The organism is Flavobacterium rhizophilum, assembly GCF_046000485.1.
Classification (GTDB): domain Bacteria; phylum Bacteroidota; class Bacteroidia; order Flavobacteriales; family Flavobacteriaceae; genus Flavobacterium; species Flavobacterium rhizophilum.
Window position 1 is genome coordinate 323122 of record NZ_JBELQB010000003.1, and the last position, 18107, is coordinate 341228.

18 protein-coding genes are annotated in these 18107 nt (G+C 39.0%); 5 read left to right on the forward strand and 13 right to left on the reverse strand.

Annotated features, from left to right (window positions below):
* Positions 1-30 precede the first annotated feature (30 nt).
* Both ABS768_RS05560 and ABS768_RS05565 read right to left on the reverse strand, forming a co-directional pair.
* Positions 31-2859 carry a hypothetical protein gene (locus tag ABS768_RS05560; protein ID WP_408073983.1) on the reverse strand — a complete coding sequence of 943 codons (2829 nt, stop codon included), beginning with the start codon at positions 2857-2859 and terminating at the stop codon, positions 31-33.
* Between the two features lie 9 nt (positions 2860-2868).
* Positions 2869-5049: a hypothetical protein gene (locus ABS768_RS05565; RefSeq protein WP_408073984.1), complete on the reverse strand. Its 2181-nt coding sequence runs from the start codon at positions 5047-5049 to the stop codon at positions 2869-2871.
* Positions 5050-5469: 420 nt separating this feature from the next.
* Between ABS768_RS05565 and ABS768_RS05570 the strand changes: the two genes are divergently transcribed.
* Positions 5470-6012, forward strand: a complete 543-nt coding sequence (locus tag ABS768_RS05570; RefSeq protein ID WP_408073985.1) for a hypothetical protein — start codon at positions 5470-5472, stop codon at positions 6010-6012.
* On the opposite strand, the gene ABS768_RS05575 is transcribed toward ABS768_RS05570, so the two are convergent.
* From ABS768_RS05575 to ABS768_RS05590, 4 genes are all read right to left on the reverse strand, one after another.
* Positions 5999-6496 (reverse strand): hypothetical protein, encoded by a 498-nt coding sequence (locus ABS768_RS05575; RefSeq protein ID WP_408073986.1) that lies wholly within the window; start codon positions 6494-6496, stop codon positions 5999-6001. The genes ABS768_RS05570 and ABS768_RS05575 overlap by 14 nt on opposite strands.
* 322 nt (positions 6497-6818) lie before the next feature.
* Entirely contained in the window at positions 6819-7961 is a 1143-nt protein-coding gene (locus tag ABS768_RS05580; protein WP_408073987.1) for a hypothetical protein, read from the reverse strand.
* Entirely contained in the window at positions 7948-8424 is a 477-nt protein-coding gene (locus ABS768_RS05585; protein WP_408073988.1) for a hypothetical protein, read from the reverse strand. The genes ABS768_RS05580 and ABS768_RS05585 overlap by 14 nt, the downstream gene beginning before the upstream one ends.
* Positions 8414-8863: a hypothetical protein gene (locus ABS768_RS05590; RefSeq protein ID WP_408073989.1), complete on the reverse strand. Its 450-nt coding sequence runs from the start codon at positions 8861-8863 to the stop codon at positions 8414-8416. Before ABS768_RS05590 ends, ABS768_RS05585 begins: the two co-directional genes overlap by 11 nt.
* Positions 8864-9299: 436 nt before the next feature.
* On the opposite strand from ABS768_RS05590, the gene ABS768_RS05595 reads away from it, so the two are divergent.
* Positions 9300-10565: a DUF6161 domain-containing protein gene (locus ABS768_RS05595; RefSeq protein ID WP_408073990.1), complete on the forward strand. Its 1266-nt coding sequence runs from the start codon at positions 9300-9302 to the stop codon at positions 10563-10565.
* A 3-nt stretch (positions 10566-10568) separates the two neighbouring features.
* Here ABS768_RS05595 and ABS768_RS05600 read toward each other — a convergent pair whose 3' ends face one another.
* The 6 genes from ABS768_RS05600 to ABS768_RS05625 form a co-directional block, all read right to left on the reverse strand.
* The gene (locus ABS768_RS05600) at positions 10569-11108 is read right to left on the reverse strand and encodes a hypothetical protein (RefSeq protein ID WP_408073991.1); all 540 of its coding nucleotides are present in this window, start codon (positions 11106-11108) and stop codon (positions 10569-10571) included.
* A gap of 347 nt (positions 11109-11455) precedes the next feature.
* Positions 11456-12781 carry a phage terminase large subunit gene (locus tag ABS768_RS05605; RefSeq protein WP_408073992.1) on the reverse strand — a complete coding sequence of 442 codons (1326 nt, stop codon included), beginning with the start codon at positions 12779-12781 and terminating at the stop codon, positions 11456-11458.
* Positions 12765-13322, reverse strand: a complete 558-nt coding sequence (locus ABS768_RS05610) for a hypothetical protein (protein WP_408073993.1) — start codon at positions 13320-13322, stop codon at positions 12765-12767. The genes ABS768_RS05605 and ABS768_RS05610 overlap by 17 nt, the downstream gene beginning before the upstream one ends.
* A gap of 696 nt (positions 13323-14018) precedes the next feature.
* The gene (locus ABS768_RS05615; RefSeq protein WP_408073994.1) at positions 14019-14528 is read right to left on the reverse strand and encodes a hypothetical protein; all 510 of its coding nucleotides are present in this window, start codon (positions 14526-14528) and stop codon (positions 14019-14021) included.
* Positions 14529-14531: 3 nt separating this feature from the next.
* Entirely contained in the window at positions 14532-14984 is a 453-nt protein-coding gene (locus tag ABS768_RS05620) for a Panacea domain-containing protein (protein ID WP_408073995.1), read from the reverse strand.
* Positions 14985-15284: 300 nt separating this feature from the next.
* A complete protein-coding gene (locus ABS768_RS05625) occupies positions 15285-15752 on the reverse strand; it encodes a hypothetical protein (RefSeq protein ID WP_408073996.1) in 468 nt (155 codons plus the stop codon).
* 164 nt (positions 15753-15916) lie between these two features.
* Between ABS768_RS05625 and ABS768_RS05630 the strand changes: the two genes are divergently transcribed.
* From ABS768_RS05630 to ABS768_RS05640, 3 genes are all read left to right on the forward strand, one after another.
* On the forward strand, positions 15917-16333 hold the full coding sequence (locus ABS768_RS05630) for a hypothetical protein (protein ID WP_408073997.1): 417 nt from the start codon (positions 15917-15919) through the stop codon (positions 16331-16333).
* Positions 16334-16673: 340 nt separating this feature from the next.
* Positions 16674-17039 (forward strand): hypothetical protein, encoded by a 366-nt coding sequence (locus ABS768_RS05635; protein ID WP_408073998.1) that lies wholly within the window; start codon positions 16674-16676, stop codon positions 17037-17039.
* Between the two features lie 19 nt (positions 17040-17058).
* Positions 17059-17256, forward strand: a complete 198-nt coding sequence (locus ABS768_RS05640) for a hypothetical protein (protein ID WP_408073999.1) — start codon at positions 17059-17061, stop codon at positions 17254-17256.
* Between the two features lie 267 nt (positions 17257-17523).
* Here the strand turns inward: ABS768_RS05640 and ABS768_RS05645 are convergent, their stop codons facing one another.
* A complete protein-coding gene (locus tag ABS768_RS05645) occupies positions 17524-17832 on the reverse strand; it encodes a GIY-YIG nuclease family protein (RefSeq protein WP_408074000.1) in 309 nt (102 codons plus the stop codon).
* Positions 17833-18107 lie beyond the last annotated feature (275 nt).

Consider the following 18107-nt stretch of genomic DNA (forward strand, 5'->3'; position numbering starts at 1 on the left):
GCATTTGCTAAAGGCTTTATTGTTTTTTACTTAAAAGTTAGCTCCTTCTCTTACCTGTACATAGCTGTTACCCTGTGTAATAATATCTTCTACAGCTACAACAGGAGGTGGTATGCTTTTAACGGCTTCGGCAGTTAGGTTAGCCAGTTCCTGCATGTTTATTTGTGAGGGGGCTATATCACGCGATACTATACCGCCACTCTCAAAATAATTGCCCGTTGTACTGCCGCCGCCCGCTGGGAATGCATTGTTAAATGCCATAAAGTGACGAGCAGCATTGCGGTTCATTACGCCTATAAGTTCGCCCTTTTCGGCTTCAAAGCGGGTGCCGTCTTCGCCGGTAAACATAGTACCCCCGGCACTGTGCCTTTGCCCGCCAATACTAAACAGCGCTCCTTTTTCAGCCTTTGGGGTTTTGGTCGACTTAATTTTTTTTACGTTTGCCAAACCTGCCGCCACAGCAGCACCTGCCGCAGCCGCACCTAAAGCGGGACCAACAATAGGAATTTTTGCCATTGAGCTGTATGCCGCAACTGCCGACTGATAGGTATCAATAGTAGCCTGTGCAATAGCCATAGCCTTGCCGGCCTTACTCTCTTTACCTAATATAGTACTAAGGTTACCAAAGGTGCTTGAGGCAAGGCCCAGTTTAAAGTTGGTATTTTCTTGTTCAATATCTTTTTGATTTTTGGCAGACTCTTCCTTTTGCGCCTCAAGAAGTGTGTTATACTGTTTATCATCAATTAACCCCTGTGCTTTTCGTTCGTCAAGTTCAGCTTTTTCGGCAGCAAAGTGCGCCTTTTCAGCTATAACTTTTTCCTGATATTGGGTTTCGGCAGTTGCCATTTCTAACTCAAACTTTAGTTGCTCTGCATCGGCTTCCTCACGTATTTTTTGCACTGCCTGTGCTTTACGATTCTCTTCAGTCTGTTTTTCAGAATCCTCAGCAGCCTTTGCGACAGCTTGTTTAGCATTATTATAATCCTCTTCTATCTTTAAATACTGGGTATATAGTTCGGTCTCTGCATAGGTTAGCTCCTGGTTAGTAGCTATTTTTTCGGCTATTGCTGCTGCATTTTTTTTAGTGTCTTCTCCTAACGTTTTTAACTGTAAATCCCTTAATTTTTTTAATCTTTCTTCCTCCTCAAAGTACATTTCATCTGTAAACTCTTTACTGTTATTTAGTTTGCTTTGGTTTTGCTGTTTCCACAGTTCCAGTTCGGCATTGGCAAAATTTACGGTAGCCTGAAATATTTTTGCATTATATTCACGCGTTATATTTTCCATTTCAGCATCATACTGTAGCCTGCTTATTTTTTTCTGTTTCAGCTCTTCTTTCAGCAGGGCTATGGATTTTGTCATGTACTCTTTCTGATAGTCAAGTTGCTCATTTAATGTTTTTGCCACACCATTGTTTTGGGCTACATACAGGTCTAAAAGCTCTTTTTGTTTTTGGAGCATGTGGTCTACATATTCATTCCACTGGTCTTTTCGTTTGTTTAGTTTTTCTTCCTGTTCGTCTGTAAACTTATCTGTAAGGGCATTAATATTGTCGTGGTGTTTTACGGTAAGGTCGGCATCTTCCTGCTGTATTTCAATACGTTTTAGTTGGGCATCTTTAAGCGCTTTTATCTCCTCATCACTAAGACTTTTTGTTTTTTGCAGTTTTTGTGCATACTCATAGCCCTGTTCCTTTAGCAGTTTTTTTTCTTTATCATTAAGGTTGGCACCGTTAGCGAGGGCTTCGGCAGCAATTCTGTAAGCTTCTTCTGCATGGTCTTTACGCTCATTAAGGTTTTGCTGTTCAAGTTCGTTAGCCTTTTTAAGAGCTGCTAATCTTTCCTCTTCGGTTTTGGTTTGATCTTCAGAGGCACGGGTGTATGCCTCAATGCTTTTTTGTGCCTCGGCATTTTTTATTTCCTGCAGTTCCATTTGCTTGGCAAGTTCCTGTTGTGCCCCTTTAAGTTTGTAGGCTTCTGCGGCAGCTTCGGCCATGTTTTCTCCCATATCTGAAAACCAACTGCCTATTGATTTTGCTCCCGATAATACATTAATAAAATCGAGTATTGAGTTTTTAATGGACTCAAAAGCTGCACCTGCCGCCGCAGTAACTTTTTCGACCGTTTCTACAATTGGCTGGAAGGTTTTAAATATATCTACAACTGCCGATGCAGCAATTGCTACAGCAGCAAGTATTAATCCAAAAGGGTTTTTTACAAACTGCCATGCGGCTTTTGTCATCCCTACAATACCTGAGGTCATACCCGAAAAGGCACTTTTTAGCAATGCACCGGCACCTCCCATTTCCTGTGAGCGCGATATTAGTCCGCCGATGCCTCCGTTAAAAATATTTATAGAATTATAGCTTTCGCTAACCTGATTTTTAAAGTCGTTAAAGGTTACAATAAGTTTGGCATTTTCGCTACCGTTTTCTTCCAGCCACATTTTGTTATCCTGTAGCTTACGGTTTATTTTATCCAGATTTTTTTGATAGTTCTCATCGGCACTGTTAAGTTGTTTTTTTATGGAAATGAGGTTCTTATTGTTTTCCAGATAATCGTTTTCACTTTTATTGGTTTCATTAACAGCCTGCTTTATGGCTCTTTTTTGTGAAAGAATTTTACCTTCCTCATTAGTGTATGCAGCCAGTGTTTTGGTTTGTTCCCTATAGGCTTGCCTAAGCTTAGTGAGTTCGACCGAGTTTTTTACAAACTGAACCGAAGATTCTTTCCCTTTTTTGATAAGCTTATCCTGCTGGTTTTTTAGCCTTTCTATCTCTTCGGCCATTTGTGCAGCACTTTTTACAAGGCTCTTGGTATCAATATCCAGTGAGGCCAGTATTTTTTTGTCTTTTGCCATCGTTTTATGTTAGTCAAGTATAAAAGTATTGGAGTAGGTTTTGGTACTGTTGTACAGTAGCCTGAAATGGGTAGCGTTTACACTGGTAGTTAAAATACTAGGCTGTCCCGATAAAAGGGTAACCCGGCCTGTTTTCCAGTTAGTACCATCGGGCGAATACTGGTGCAGTACATCAAATCTGGTAGGGAAGTTGGTTATATAGCCTACCTGATAAGTAGTAGGGGTAAGCCTTACCACATTGTTTATGGTTAATGACGGGGTGCGCACTATAGGCCCTAATACAAAACCGGTTTGTGGTGGCGAATAATTTACCCTTACCAGTTCGCATTTTGTAAGCTTGCCCGGTATGTAATTGTTTATTTTATTGACCAGAAAATATCCCGAAAGAGCCTCTATGTAATACAGTTTTTTAAAATCGAAATTAGCCACATCGGTATCCTTGAGGTACATTTCGGCATTAACGATAAGGGCTTTTTCCAATATGCTTTTAAGCGGAGTGTAGTAGGTGTTTATAATATCAAAAAAAGATAGTTTACTAAAGTTTTCCCTGTAAAATTTAGGAGACTGGGCAGACTGTGGCAAAACCGTACTTAATACCTGTGTTGTTAGATTAACCGGTTCACAACGCATGAGGTAAAACCTGTTGTCCAGCGATTTGTAAGTTACGGTTGCTTCGCCCGGTTCGGGATCTTCTACGGCTTCTTTTTCCCAAAATTTGTAAATATTGGTAAGTCCGCCAATGGGACTTTCGTAAGGTTCCGGACTGTAAATTTTTGATTTGATACTGTCTTTAGTCTCACTTAAATTCTCATTACTAACCCCTATGTAGTGGTCGTTGTGAGCCGAACCTTCACCATTGTATTTGTACCTAAACCAGTTTTGCTTTGCATAGTTGCCGTATATATAACTTTCGTTAATTTTTCGGGCAAATTTGTCACTCCAGTTGGTACTTGGCGGAGAGGTTAACTGCTCTGTAAGGGTTAGGAATTCGTACTTGTTTTCGTTTTTGTCTTTGTAGAGTACCAGCCCGAAACGGTATATTATTTCCTTTAGGAAATCTTTTAGCGTGAAGCCCGAAAGCGCATCGGTAAAATTAGTTTGTGCCACATTTAGCTTAGTAAAAGTGACATCTAATTTAGGAGTATCCCAAAACCTAAACTTTTTGTTTGTATTTCTAAATACTAAACAAACGGTTTCACCTTCCTCAAGCCTGAATGTTCTTGATGTACTGAAATTAGTATTGGGCTGTATATTTTGGGCAGCTATATAAAACTCTGGGATTACGATGTTATCATAGGCAAGAAATTCACCGTGAAAGTCGGCATTTTTACAGATAACCAAATCTACCGGAGTGTTAACATTAGTGAGGTTACCTTTTATGTTTAACCTGTACATACCTGATTGCGGAGCTTTAAGGTAGCGAATACGTTCGGGATCGTCGTTTTCACTCCAGGTCTCTTCAAGCTCATTAATTTCGGGATCGTAAAAAGCGGCAGAGTATATTTTCCATTCAGGCCATCCCTGTTTTAACCAATGCCAACTTTCGGGTGTACTTTTAAAAAGCACCTCACCGTTGTTTTCCATCCCTTTAGGATAGGTTAACCAAAGGTTTTTAAACTCATCTGAATTAAATATGGATCCCGAATATTCAAACCCGTACTTTTCAAATATTTTATCCCAAAGCCAAGCTACATTAAGACAGGGTATGAGGTAATCAACATATATTTTAATAGGGTTAGAAACATTAATAGGATTTTGTCCGTTATAATCGGCGAGAATATAGCGGTAGGGCAAATCCTGACTCCATGTGTTTGCAACAGCTTCGGGGGTTTTGGAGTGCTCTGTTTCGGTAAGGTCGAGATCGGCCAGTGAGGCATTTTCTATTGCCTTAAATAAATCTATTATACCGTCGTAAACTACAGCTTCATAGTAATCGCCAGTGTCGGTTATTACTGCATATCCGTTATTTATAAAGCATTCGCCCATATCGTTATACAGTGTACACTGGTTTTTTTGATAAGGTACGTTTGAGGCATTTCCGGTAAGGGTCATGTGGTCCAGTGCCCTTACATTATTTGCGGTTTTGGGCAGTTTGAACTTGTTGGTAAAGCTGGACTGACGGTCTTCAAGGCTGTTAAGGTCGTTTACCTGTTTGGTTTGGGCAATAACCTCGCCTGCGTCTAAGTCCATTAACTGCCGGTTAATGTAAAGTAAGAGAGACAAGTTGTTTTGTTATGGTCAAATATTTTTTAAGATGGGAGATAATAGAGAATAGACAGGAGACTGTTATACTTACTGAGGAAGTATCTACTTTATTTTTTTATGACACGGGACGCTCGCGCCAGCTTTAGAGTTGTCATTGCGAGGAGGAACGACGCGGCAATCTCATCTCCTTCCTTCTTTTGTCCGTGACACAAAAGAACCAAAAAGTCGGCTTAGGTTTTTCGACTTCACTTCGTTACGCTCAAAATGACAGCGTGTGATTGTCGTCCTGACGAAGGAAGGGTCTTTTTCCATTTCGACCGTAACGAAGTGGAGTGGAGAAATCTCCGGTAACGATGATGTATATTTTTAATTATATTTGGTTTACAGCTTTTTGACCTTACCCTTATGAAGAGATATATTTTACTTTCGTTTTTGGTTATATCCTGTACTGTAAAGCAACAGCCGCAGCCTGAAAGTTTAGTACTCACAGTGGGTAGCGGTATAAATCCCAACGAACCCCGATTTGGGATTGAACTAAAAGGGGACACTCTTTTTTATTGTGAAGAGATTAATCCTGGCGAATTTTTAAAAGATACTTTTCTCTACAAATACTACTACTGTATTATAGGGAAAAAGAAAGTAAACGAAATGTTAGACCGTAGTGAAGCTGTTTTTGATACCAAAGTTGATTACGGACATATAGCAGATGCGAGTTACTACCAACTGGATATTAATACTGAGGCAGACAGTGTAAAAACTACGTTTTATATCCCAAACCTCGAAACCGATAACCAAAAACAGGTAGTGTATGATATTATTGCCCTTAAGGACTGTGATTTAAAGCCTATGGAATACCATGATTTTAAGAGTGGTATACTTCAATATAAACTACCACAGCCACCTCCTCCCGTGATTATGGATAAAGCTCCAAGGCTTATAAAAGAATAAAATCAGGGCCGTACTCAATAATCAGCTCGTTATAAAAACGTTTGGAAAATTCGTTTCCACAGTCTTTTACAGCCTGTCTTATAGACTTGAAGAGTTCGAAATTTTCCATTACATTTTGTTCGTTGATTTTTTTTATCTTCTCAACCAGTTCCTGAGCTTCTTCTACATTTTTAAACTCCGTTTTTTCAAGATTTTTATCTATCCAGATTATACAGTTATCATAAGGATCTTCGACTCCCGGATAATCAATATCTTCATCTTTATTAGCTTTTCTGTTAAACTCTTCAGTTAGTTTAATATATTCTTTAGAGCTTTCGCTTTCCAGCATTTTTCTATATTCTGCCTTTAATTTAAGGAATGTAACCTGGCACTCATTACTCAAAGGGTTTTCTACGGTACCATCTGTTTTTACTATGGTATAATCCTGTGCCTGTATTAATTGAATGGTAAATAGAAATAGGGAAAGTAAGATGTGCTTTTTCATTGTTTTGGTAAGGTTTAATTATGGCAAGATACTTTTTAATTATGAATTATTCATTAAAATGTTTACTCTTTACGTACCAAACATATGAAGAAATTCTTCTCCTAATGACAAATTTAAAAGAACCAAAAAGTCGGACTTAGATGCTTTAGGCTCTATAATATAAGTTTATAGATTTATTTCATCAGTTCGGCTTTTTAGCCTCGTGTTTCGACTCCACTTCGTTGCGCTCAAAATGACAGCGTGTGTTTGTCATCCTGACGTAGAAAGGGGCTAATTCAAAATTTAAAATTCATCATTTATAATTACTATTCTCTTTACGACTTTACAAACTTATTGTATAACGCTGCGGAAGCTCAATATCAAACGTAAAATTGGTTAACGGCTGTTTTGGGTTTTTAACGCGGGCATTGCCTGTTTTTAGCGTAACCTCTACCCAGTTGTTTTTGTTATTTTGGCTTAGGGGCTTCCCTGTAAACAGATACACTTTCGGACTTTCCAGAATCCCTTCTACAATGCGGCGTTCGTTTTCGCTAAGCAGTTCGGCAGTAATTTTATAAGAGTCAATACTCTCTTTACCTATTTGTATGCTTCGGCCAAAGGAGTTGTCTATATTGCTGTAGTCGTTATCAATTTCGCCCATGTATTTTGTGCTTCGGTCAATGCTATAGGTATTTTCAAAAAGCCAGTAACTGTAACCGCCATAGGAGTTTAGCCATTTTAGGTAGGCTCCTTTTTTATACGGAATTTTTTCGAGCGTGATAAAAGTATCGTTATTGCTATTGGTGCTACTTGCCTTAAACCTCAATTCGTTATGACCTTCAATAAGCGGAAGTACATTTTCCAGTGTTTCATCGGTGCGTCCGTCGCTAAGTATCAGCCTGGATACCCTGCCGCGTGTAAGCATTTGGGTAGAAAGGGTAGTGGTGTTGTTTTGAAGGGTAAAATACTGTGTGTTTGGCATATGCATGGTAATATCAAACGGATAGCCTTCCCAGTATTTAAGGTAAAAATGCTGTGTACTATCGGGCTTTGACGGGGTAAGCGGAAAATAATCAGTAACCGTGCGGCGGTAATAATCAGTATGCTGATTAACCCCTGCCAGCCATGTTAGGTTATAGGTTGCCTGTGTTTGGGTATCGTTTTGAAAGTAAATGGTAAAATGAATTTCTTTTTCCAGATAAGTGCCATTACTAAAGGCTTTTACGTAAGAAGACGGGTTTATACCACCAATTGACGGACTCAGCGTGTCTTCAAAATTACGGGTGTTTATAAGCGATGTAACATAAGGCTTGAGGTTTAGGAAAAAAGTCCCGTCGGGAGCAGGGAAAAGCCTTATGGGTGTTTCTCCCAGTGTTATGTCACAATACTTTGGCTTTATCAGAAAGTTGTCGTAAAAGCTAAGTACGTCGTTATTATACGCCATCCTGAGGCGGCTGGTGTCAATAGGGGTTTTAAATACTATCATAAAAAGAGTTTAGAAGATTAGTAATATCACTTGTAACAAGTATGAGTTCGTTTTCGCTTACTTTGTCTATAATAAGCTGTATGCGTTGTGGGGTAATCACGCTGCTTATCAGTTCGGTGCCGCCATAATTTGTTCTGTCCCAACCTTCGCGGCCTATTTTTCGGGCAATTAGATAGGCAAGGCTGCTAATGGATATATTGCCTTCAATTTGAGCCGAAATTCCTTTTGCAATAATCCATTGCTCTATGGCCTCACTGGGAGGCTGTTTGCCGGGTTTGTAACCGTTTTCCAGTGCTTCGCTGTATGCGGCACCTGTAATTTGTGCGCTGTAGTTTTCGGCTTCCACTTTAAGGGTGTTAGCCCAGTTTCCGGTAGCGCGCATGCCCAGTTCATCATATTTTGCAATGAGTTCTTCTTTAAGGAGTTTGAACTCTGACTTTAAAATGGCTGTACTACTGCTCATAGCCTACAGGGATTCTAACGGAGTAGGAGCATAGTAGTCCGTCCATGTTAGCATCGAGTGCATCAGTAACATCTATGTTTTCCCACTGGTGTACGGCAATGCCCCTGCAGGCAATTTTGTTGCCCAGTGTTTGGAATACCGAAAGTAAAGGCTCTATGTTTTTGGCAAACTTTCCGGTTTGGTTAGGGTCGCGTTCTGCGAAATACTGCTGGTCTAAGTCCGACTGTTTTACAAGGAAGAATTTACCAGAGTAATTATCGGCTATAATTTTTGTACCCGTGTCGTTGTATTCGCTTTTACGTGTGGTAATTTCATGAAGGAAATAAGTGGTGTTGGATTCGCCTTCACCTTCCAGGAGGTTAAGGGCGGCTTTTTTTCCGTAATGGTAAATAAGGTTTTGGTCTTCGGCTATTTGCTGAAGAAAACGTACAATGTCCATGTTGTTTTAGGGTTTAGGGTTTAGGGTTTCTTGTTTCTTGTTGCGGGTTGTGGGTTGCTTTGTAGTGTGTTTGCTTGAGTTTGTCATCCTGACAGAGGAAGGATCTCTTTTAGTGAATGTTGATTTACCGGTTCTTTTGTCTTGAAACAAAAGAACCAAAAGTTCAAGGCTGCGGTGCCTTAGGCTAAAAATTATGGCTCTCGGCTAAACCATCCGAACTCGGCTATCACCCCAAACAGCGGATGCTTATTAACGCCTCGCTTATAATTTTCTATACGCCACAGCACTTTAGGCCGTTTGCTACTGTGGTATGTTTACTCGTGCTTGTCATTGCGAGGAGGAACGACATGGCAATCTTTATATATAATTGATTAATTTTTTACTAAAGTTTTAAATTGATTTTTATCTTTGATGAAACACCTAACCTATATTTAAAATGACTGATAAAGAATTAATTAAGATTGTAACAGAGTCTAAGTATTCTAATAGTTACAAAGAATTTAATTGCAATTTTAATTTTGAATATGTTGATTACAATGAGACATTTACAGGTTTAGATAATGTTTATAAATATATCACTACTCAAATAAAAGGATGGGAAAGTTATGAACAAACGTTGCCTCCTGTATTTCAAAATTCAAAAGCTTATTTTATTTCAATAAGAGATAGTATAAATAGTTTAATAGAACAAGACGATAAAATTAATGAGTCTGGAATTATTAATCGTTTATCGAGTATTAATAATACCATAAATTACATAAGAGATAAACCTTTTCCCTATCATATTTCACAGACAATTTTTTTAATAGAGATATTTAATAAGAGAAGGGAGGCATTTCATGGAGCATATCATTTTCTTACTAACAATATACAAAGTGTTTCTTTTACAAATAATAAGAATACTTTTATTGGTGTTTTGTTAGCATATGAATATAGTATTAAAGATGAATCAGATATTTATAAAAGAAGTAAAAGTGAAAAGCGTAGTCTTACTCAACTTAGAAATGAATTTCTTGATAAGATTAATGACTCCGAAATTAATTTAAATAAATATTATGAAAATACTTATGATAACTATAATAAGCACACTGAACTAATTGATGATTTAAAAGATAGTAAAGAAACTTCATTTAATGATTGGTTTTCTGAAACAAAAGAAAAGTTTGAATCTTTTTATAGTATATCAAATGAAAAGAAAACTGAACTTGAAAACACCTATCACGATCTTTTAAAACTTCAGGCACCAGCCCAATATTGGAAACAAAGAGCAACAATTTTAAAAAAAGAAGGACGTAAGTTTATGTTTTTATTAATTTCGTTAGTACTCATTGGGTCTATATCTCTATATTTATTGTTGTGGCATACACCAGAAGATATGCTAAAATCAATTTTTGATGGTGAAAAAACTAAAGCTATAAGATGGTCGATAGTCTTTATAACTTTTATTTCTTTTTTATTTTTTGGTATAAGAGCGGTTACTAAAGCTATGTTTAGTTCTTATCATTTGGCAAGGGATGCGGAAGAAAGAGAACACCTGTCCTTTTTCTACCTTTCGTTATTAAAAGAGTCTAGTGTTGATAAAGAAGACAGACAATTAATTTTACAATCATTATTTAGTCGTTCTGATTCTGGATTGTTGAAAGAAGATTCCTCCCCAACAATGCCAGGAGGGATTAATAATATAATTGGAGGTAATCATTAATCACTACTTACTATTTAGTTTTTGGTAATCGTGCTCCACTTCGTTTTGTGTTTTTGTTTGTACCAGCAGGCTGAATATTTCACCATAAGGTTTCCTGCCTAAATCAAAAGGGTACTGACCAAAGAGTTTGCCTAACTGAAGCAGGGGTAGAGTATCACTGTAAGGTTTTAACCTGTCGGCACCCGCCATATGCCACAAGTGAGCGTCGGTCGATTGGGAGGAGAGTGCCTTACTTTCGGTAGTTATGATTTTTTCAAATTCACTTACCAAGTATTTTTTTGCCGGAAAATATTCGGCTATCGGGCTTGCCCAAAACTCAGTCTCGGTAATATCAAAGCAAATAGTGAAGAGTTGGCAAATATCCTCCCAACTGTTTATTTTGGGGAGCAACCTAATGCAGTATTTTACGTTGGCATAAGGCATTTTGTTAGTATCCATGCTCCTGCCGGCAAAGATGTTTTTAGGTTTTAGGTGTTCCAGTACGGCATCATACATAAGGGTGTCCTGCAGGGCTGTGTACTGTTTTATACTTATGTTTTTCATTGTAATGGGTATTGGTTATTAGTTTCCGGTTTTTAGTTGCTTGTTTTTGGCTCTTCTAACTTAGCTTGTATGTCATCCTGACGGAGGAAGGATCTTTTTCCATTTCGACCGTAACGAAGTGGAGTGGAGAAATCTCAATAAATTAATACTTGTTCTTTTGTCCGTGACACAAAAGAACCAAAAAGTCGGGCTTAGATGCCTTAGGCTAAAAATCATGTCTCTCGGCTAAACCATCCGAACTCGGCTATCGCCTCAAACAGCGGATGCTTATTTACGCCTCGCTTATAATTTTCTATACGCCACAGCACCTCAGGCCGTTTGCTACAGGGATGTGTTTGTTTAACAAATCATCCCACCCTTACGGTAGTCCTGTAGTCTTTTCGCAGGGCAAACCAGTAGCGCATCATTATACTGTCCCACTCATCGGGGGAACGGCCTATGAGTTCCTTAACCCTTTCTTTAGGGATAATACCCTGCTTACCATCGCGGTCAATGTCTTTTAGTTTTACCTGTTCCATTTCCTCGGTAACCGTTTGTTGTATGTGGTGGTTATCACACAGTTCGCCTGCCAGTCGGTTTACAACCATCCCTGCCATTTTAATAGAACATTGGCTTTTAAGGTTATCGTAGTTGGGTTTTACATAGATGTTGTTTTCGCGGACTTCAAGCGGTGCCGAGTTGTTTACAAAACCTTTACATCTTAAAAAATCTACCACACCGCCGCCCACGCCATCCTCATCGGCAATGGTATTAGAAGAGGAGATGCCGTACTTGGACTGTAGTTTTTTTGCCTGAGCCACTACTACGTCAAGCCCTGATTTTTCAATGTGTTCGCGGGCTATACATACCCAGCCGTGCCATACCCTGAAAACGGTTTTGTCTTTCCCTTTACGGGCTACATCTATAGTGAGGTATTTGGAGCCTTCGGGTTTAAGGTGTATGGGGTTAAAATAGTCGGCTATACTGTCGTGATCTATAAGGGTGGCGGGGTCGTCGTCATACTCCCAGTTGCCAAAGTAGAGCCTTTCCCTACTGTTTTTGTCTAACCGAAGCAGTGATTTTAAATAGCTGGGGTGCAGGTGGGGGTTATCTGTAGGGAGTGATTGTACAAACTGCCGGTAAGGGGGGAGGGAGTTGTCCCGTTCGGGTTTGTAAAATTCTTTGTAAGTCCAGTTTTTTGCCGGATTGCAACTGCCCAACATTTTAGGGATCAGTTTATACTCGTTAAGCTTATACCTTATACGTGATTTTACAATTTGCCATGCGGCATAAGCTATCTGGCTGCATTCGTCAATAAAGGCTCCGGTGATTTCGAGTGAACCGAGGGAATCAAAATTTGGATCGGATGGGTATAGGAAAAGATCTTTTAGTATTATCTCGCTGCCGTTTTTCCATACTATAATATGATCGGCCGACTTATAGGTAAACTGGTTTCCCAGCCGTAGTTGTGCTGCCAGTTCAAAAAACGTATTTAGGGTAGTTTCCCGAAGTGTTTTGAGTTTGCTGCGCCCCATAAGCCAACGAGTACCGGGGTAGTTTTGGCACATTTCCATAAGCCAAAGGCAGCCAAGAGCACTTTTCCCTCCGCCTGCCGCTCCGCCATACAGTACCTCTTCGGTTACCGGGTCTTTAAGGAAATACACGGCGTGTTCCTGTTTAATCAGTAGTTTCATGAGGGTTAAGGCCAGAGCCCAAGTTTAGGGTTATACTTTTGTCGTTTTCGGCATCATCATCGTCGTGTTTGTCGCTCCACTGTTGCGGATTTCTGTTTTTGAGCCAAAACTGCTGACTACGGAAGTCGGCCGGAATGTGTTTTTCCACCTCTACGATTTCTACACGTTCCTTTTCTACACGCTTGCCGTTTTGGTCGTAATACACCTCTTTGCATTTAATGGCCTGTTTTATGGATATTACCCTGTCCAGCGTTGCCTGATAGAGTGATGCGGCTACCTCCATATCGGCAGCTTTTTGTCCATTTTGAACGGCAAGGTTAAATTCGGGGTGCTGTTTTTTCCAGTTGGTTAATGTGCGTTTGCATACGCCGAAGAATGTGGCGAGGTCTTTATCGGTAGCGCCCAAAAGGCAAAGCTTGTGGGCCTGCGAAGGGAAGTGCTCCCCGTATATGGTTTTTTTTCGTGGTGAAGCTTTGGCTTCGGGCATGGTATTGAGTTTGGGAAATATTTTGTTTGTGGGTTGCTTGTTTCTGGTTGCCACGATGAAGTATTTACTCCTGTTGTCATTGCGAGCGAAATGTAATGGAACGAGGCAATCTTACCGGTTCTTTTGTCCGTGACACAAAAGAACGAAAAAGTCGGGCTTTGATGTCTTAGGCTAAAAATTATGGCTCTCGGCTAAACCATCCGAACTCGGCTATCGCCTCAAACAGCGGATGCTTTTTACGCCTCGTTTATAATTTTCTGTACGCCACAGCATCTTAGGCCGCTTGATGTTGTTAGAGATTTATTTCATCAGTTCGGCTTTTAGCCTCGTGTTTCGACTTCACTTCGTTACGCTCAAAATGACAGAGTGTTATTGTCATCCTGACGGGGAAGGATCTTATTCAATAAATAGGATAGATTACTTCGTCGTTCCTCCTCGTAATGACGATAGGGTGTAAATGAGTATTGGGTTTAGTTTGTCATTGCGAGCGTAATGCAATGAAGCGCGGCAATCTTACTTGTTCTTTTGTCCCTGACACAAAAGAACGAAAAAGTCGGGCTTAGATGCCTTAGGCTAAAAATTACGGCTCTCGGCTAAACCATCCGAACTCGGCTGTCGCCTCAAACAGCGGATGCTTTTTACGCCTCGTTTATAATTTTCTGTACGCCACAGCATCTTAGGCCGTTTGCCACTGTGATGTGCTTACTCTTGTTGTAATGGAAAAGTGTATACTGATTACTGCCTACTAAACTACCCTATAGTATTATTTGCAGGGTTAGTGGGCATTGAAGGCATGCCGGACATTCCCGGTTTTGTATTAGCTGAAGATGTTTCCCTGCGGTAAAACAAATAACGTAACACTAAGGTGTAAAAGGCAAAAATGGATGCGGTTAGGGATCCTATTATAAACAGGAATTCGGTTTGTGAAAGGGAGAAGAATTTAAACTGCTGACCAAAACCGTGAAGGAGTATCACTATGGCTATAAACACCGCCCAGGCCGATGAAAAGATAAAGGCCAGTTTGGCATTCTTTTTTCTTAGCTTGCGTTCTGATTTTTCATTTTTCTGCTGAATTTTGAAACGCTTAAACTGCATAAACTCGTTGTAGTTTTGCGGATTAGTGTTGCCGTTTTTAATAAGGTTCTCCTCATTTTCGGCTTCTGCAGAGAGTGTGCTTTGGTTTGGAATATCCTGAACGTCTTTTGTTAGAGCTTCTCCTTTTAGCTTGTCAGCAATAGATACCTGGTCCTGTTGTTCCATTTATTAATCGTTTAGCTTGTGTTCGTAATAGTCTTTTATAATGCTATTTTCTATGATAGCATTATGGTTTCCGTCCCAAACCTGTGACCACGGACTGCCTTCTTCGTGTGTTAGTGCAGATAACTGCAGCCCCGAAAAATCTTTATAGTTGTTCCATATTTTTTTAAGGAAGTCTTTATCGTCCTTACTCAGCTTATTTTTGGTATAAAGCTTAAAAATATAGGGATCTACGTTGTTCTTACCGAAAATTTTGATAGGGTAGTACAAATCAGGAATTACAGAGCCGTATTTCCAGGCCTGTATCTGATTATGGAATAAAGGCTTCCCTGTTATACCCAAATACCAACCATGAGCTATATAAGTAAGCTTTAATAGCTTCATGGGGTCAATTCCCTGACCCTCTTCCTTTGCCAGTTTTGTGAAAAAATCGGCTATGTCAAAGCAGTTATAAGTCATTACTTTATGATTAATGGTTATTTACAAAAATAGTATAAAATATTGTATTTCACCAGGTAGAATTACGGGGCTTTTAAAAGCGTGGGAAATACGTAGTTGATTATTGTTCTTTTGGTTATTGAGATTACTTCGTCGTTCCTCCTCGTAATGACGGCAAGGGGTAATCAAATATTAGGTATGGTTTGTCATTGCGAGCGGAATGCAATGAAGCGTGGCAATCTAATAATATAATAAATAGTGGTAAATAAACATCCTTTCCCTTTCTGTAAGGTAACCATAGGTTATTTAACTCAGCAGATTTTACGGTCGCAGCCAGCTTTTAACGGCCGGAAAGGGTGGATGTCCGTTTTGTATTTCAGTATCGTTGTAGGCAATTCCCATCCATTGAAGCAGGGGTAAACCTATGTAATTTCCGTTTGAAAAGTTTTCTATGTGCCAGTCAGAAGCACCTTTATAACCATCGGGATGAAAAACTTCGCTTAGTGGTATGTCTAAGTGTTGTGCCACTGCTGCCGACCATGCTATGGCTGCAATCTCATCGCCCATATTAGGCCAGTCTTCCGGCATTTTATCTGTACCTATATACTGCCTTTGGGTCGATTCTGTTACGGCAATGTGTCCGGCTTCATGTAATATGTCTCCGGGGTGTTTCAGTTTATCAAAGTCCACATAAATCACATTAGGCCCCAACTCGAGTCCCGGTAGGAATGTGGTGGCTGTTAGGGGGCCTTCAGCGACCTCTATCCCGATAGACTCGAGGAAAGACACTATTTGTTTTAGGCGTGGTTTGTTTTTCACATAGCAAAAGTAACAGGGAAAATCCTGTTAGCACTAAGTAGTTTTACGGGTTTGGTAAGAACAGGTGTTTTTACGGGTAAATAGGGAGGTTTTTCTTGATAAGTGATTTGCTTAAAAATCATTATATTAGCTATATGACACTGGTACGTTTTACTATAGTAAGCTTTGTGTTATGCCTTGGTATGATGCTGTTTTTGCTGTTTAAAATTGGGCGTTTTCCGGTTTTAGACGGTTTGTCACTTGTTGTATTGGGTATAAACATCGCTCTTCAGCTGTGGCTTAACAAACGCTTGGGCAGAGTGCCTTTCTCCTGGGGGTTTTATGGTATTAATATATTGTACCTGGTTTATTTTTTAACTACAACCCGCACGTTTTACGATCCGTTTAGGAGTTATACCCGCATGTTTGAAATGCTGGGATTACAAAGTCCGCAGGAAATATGGATAGTGTTTTTCTCCATGTCGTTTTATGCCTTTTTTACTTCGGCCTTACTGGAGCTTGTAATCATTGCGCTTTTTTTGGCAAAATACAGGGAAATCAAAACTTCTTAATGACAGTGTTTTATGTTAAACAATTAATTTTCAATACTCGGTAAGGCTTATTAACAAAGGGTGTTGAAATATTTTAATGTTAAATTTTGTATCCATCTGTTAATCTAAAGTTAAATTTATATATCTTTATACCTAACTAACTAAAACAGAGTGCTATGAACTTTAGATCGCTTATTGAGGTGCTGTACGATATTGTTCGTTTTGAGATTAGGGAACATAGAAATATCAGATTATAGCCTTAAAAACCACTTTCTTCAAAAAACTTACTATTGTTAATTTATGTGTCTGATTATTGTTTAATAACCAGACATATAGGTTAACTTTTTTTATCTCCGGGACTATGGTTATTAACGATAATATAGATGCTAAGGTAGCCGCTTTTATAGAGGGGCTTAATCGTGAGTACTTTGAACATGAAAAGGGAAAGGTTAGGCTTGTACTCCGGGTTGATTATATTGATTTCAGGATGTATGGCTATGTATATGCTATTGACCCTAATGAAGAACAGGGTATCAATACTAACTTAGAGAATACCTGTTACATTCCGCTAATAATAAATAAGGATAGCGGACAGGTATACCAGCTTACCGGTTACCGTGATTTTGATCATGAAAAGGACACGCTTGATTATACTTTTACCCAACTGCTGGAAAATAACCTTATTGAACGCTACGACGAGTTTTACCGAATTAGTAATTGTATGTGATTTTTTAGAGTTTTAGCAGATGGATTTTGTAATGGAAATAGTTTTTGAATTTATTGCCGGATTTCTTTTTATTTACCCCGGTGCTTTTTTGCGTTGGGTGTTTTTTGGTCGTAAACAAAAATTAGACAGCTATATTCAAAAAGGCAATGCCTATAATTTTATAATTAGTTTCTCTTTAATTTTAGGCTTAGGGCTGTTGATTACTAAGCTTTTTTAGAGTACATAAACAAAATCAAATTTATTTCATTACAGTTTGAAATTACAGTGTGGTTGTCATTCCGATATGAAGCGTAGCGTAATGAGGAATCTAATTGAGATTTCTCCCTTCATTTCATTGCGGTTCGAAATGACAGCAGGATTGTCATTCCGATATGGAGCGCAGCGTAATGAGGAATCTAATTGAGATTTCTCCCTCCGTTTCCCTTCGGTTCGAAATGACAGCGTGTATGTCATTCCGATATGGGGCATTGTGGAATGAGGAATCTCAAATCTCGTTATTTAAAAAATTCCATTCAGGATTAAATTGGGCTATTAACTTTTCTTTCTTTTCTCTCCTCCAGGCTTTAATTTCTTTTTCTCTTGTTATTGCGATATCGACAACATCATAATGTTTCCAGTAAATTAAATAGAAGCATTTGTATTTAGTGGTAAAAGATTTTGACTGTGCTTCAGGATTTTCATGATAATATAACCTCTCTTTTAGATTGTTTGTAAAGCCTACATAAAGAACGGTTTTATTTTTATTTGTGAGGATGTATATATAATAGTTATGTGTGCCTAAAGTTTTATACATAATAAGGTGTGTTATATGGCAAACATAATAAAAGAAAACAAGATTTCTCCCTTCATTTCATTGCGGTTCGAAATGACAGCAGGATTGTCATTCCGATATGGAGCGCAGCGTAATGAGGAATCTAATTGAGATTTCTCCCTTCGTTTCGCTTCGATTCGAAATGACAGGAAAAAGAAAAAACAATATGTCAAAGAACGGGAGACCAAATAGTCCAAAGTCTTCAGGTCAAAAGTCGAAAGTTGAAAGTCGAAAGTCTTTAAAGGGTGAAGCTTTAG

What these genes read in the sequence shown, in the direction of transcription:
- ABS768_RS05560 (WP_408073983.1), bottom strand. Translation starts at nt 2,859, where the DNA reads ATGGCAAAAGACAAAAAAATACTGGCCTCACTGGATATTGATACCAAG.
- ABS768_RS05565 (WP_408073984.1), bottom strand. Translation starts at nt 5,049, where the DNA reads ATGGACTTAGACGCAGGCGAGGTTATTGCCCAAACCAAACAGGTAAAC.
- ABS768_RS05570 (WP_408073985.1), top strand. Translation starts at nt 5,470, where the DNA reads ATGAAGAGATATATTTTACTTTCGTTTTTGGTTATATCCTGTACTGTA.
- ABS768_RS05575 (WP_408073986.1), bottom strand. Translation starts at nt 6,496, where the DNA reads ATGAAAAAGCACATCTTACTTTCCCTATTTCTATTTACCATTCAATTA.
- ABS768_RS05580 (WP_408073987.1), bottom strand. Translation starts at nt 7,961, where the DNA reads ATGATAGTATTTAAAACCCCTATTGACACCAGCCGCCTCAGGATGGCG.
- ABS768_RS05585 (WP_408073988.1), bottom strand. Translation starts at nt 8,424, where the DNA reads ATGAGCAGTAGTACAGCCATTTTAAAGTCAGAGTTCAAACTCCTTAAA.
- ABS768_RS05590 (WP_408073989.1), bottom strand. Translation starts at nt 8,863, where the DNA reads ATGGACATTGTACGTTTTCTTCAGCAAATAGCCGAAGACCAAAACCTT.
- ABS768_RS05595 (WP_408073990.1), top strand. Translation starts at nt 9,300, where the DNA reads ATGACTGATAAAGAATTAATTAAGATTGTAACAGAGTCTAAGTATTCT.
- ABS768_RS05600 (WP_408073991.1), bottom strand. Translation starts at nt 11,108, where the DNA reads ATGAAAAACATAAGTATAAAACAGTACACAGCCCTGCAGGACACCCTT.
- ABS768_RS05605 (WP_408073992.1), bottom strand. Translation starts at nt 12,781, where the DNA reads ATGAAACTACTGATTAAACAGGAACACGCCGTGTATTTCCTTAAAGAC.
- ABS768_RS05615 (WP_408073994.1), bottom strand. Translation starts at nt 14,528, where the DNA reads ATGGAACAACAGGACCAGGTATCTATTGCTGACAAGCTAAAAGGAGAA.
- ABS768_RS05620 (WP_408073995.1), bottom strand. Translation starts at nt 14,984, where the DNA reads ATGACTTATAACTGCTTTGACATAGCCGATTTTTTCACAAAACTGGCA.
- ABS768_RS05630 (WP_408073997.1), top strand. Translation starts at nt 15,917, where the DNA reads ATGACACTGGTACGTTTTACTATAGTAAGCTTTGTGTTATGCCTTGGT.
- ABS768_RS05635 (WP_408073998.1), top strand. Translation starts at nt 16,674, where the DNA reads ATGGTTATTAACGATAATATAGATGCTAAGGTAGCCGCTTTTATAGAG.
- ABS768_RS05640 (WP_408073999.1), top strand. Translation starts at nt 17,059, where the DNA reads ATGGATTTTGTAATGGAAATAGTTTTTGAATTTATTGCCGGATTTCTT.
- ABS768_RS05645 (WP_408074000.1), bottom strand. Translation starts at nt 17,832, where the DNA reads ATGTATAAAACTTTAGGCACACATAACTATTATATATACATCCTCACA.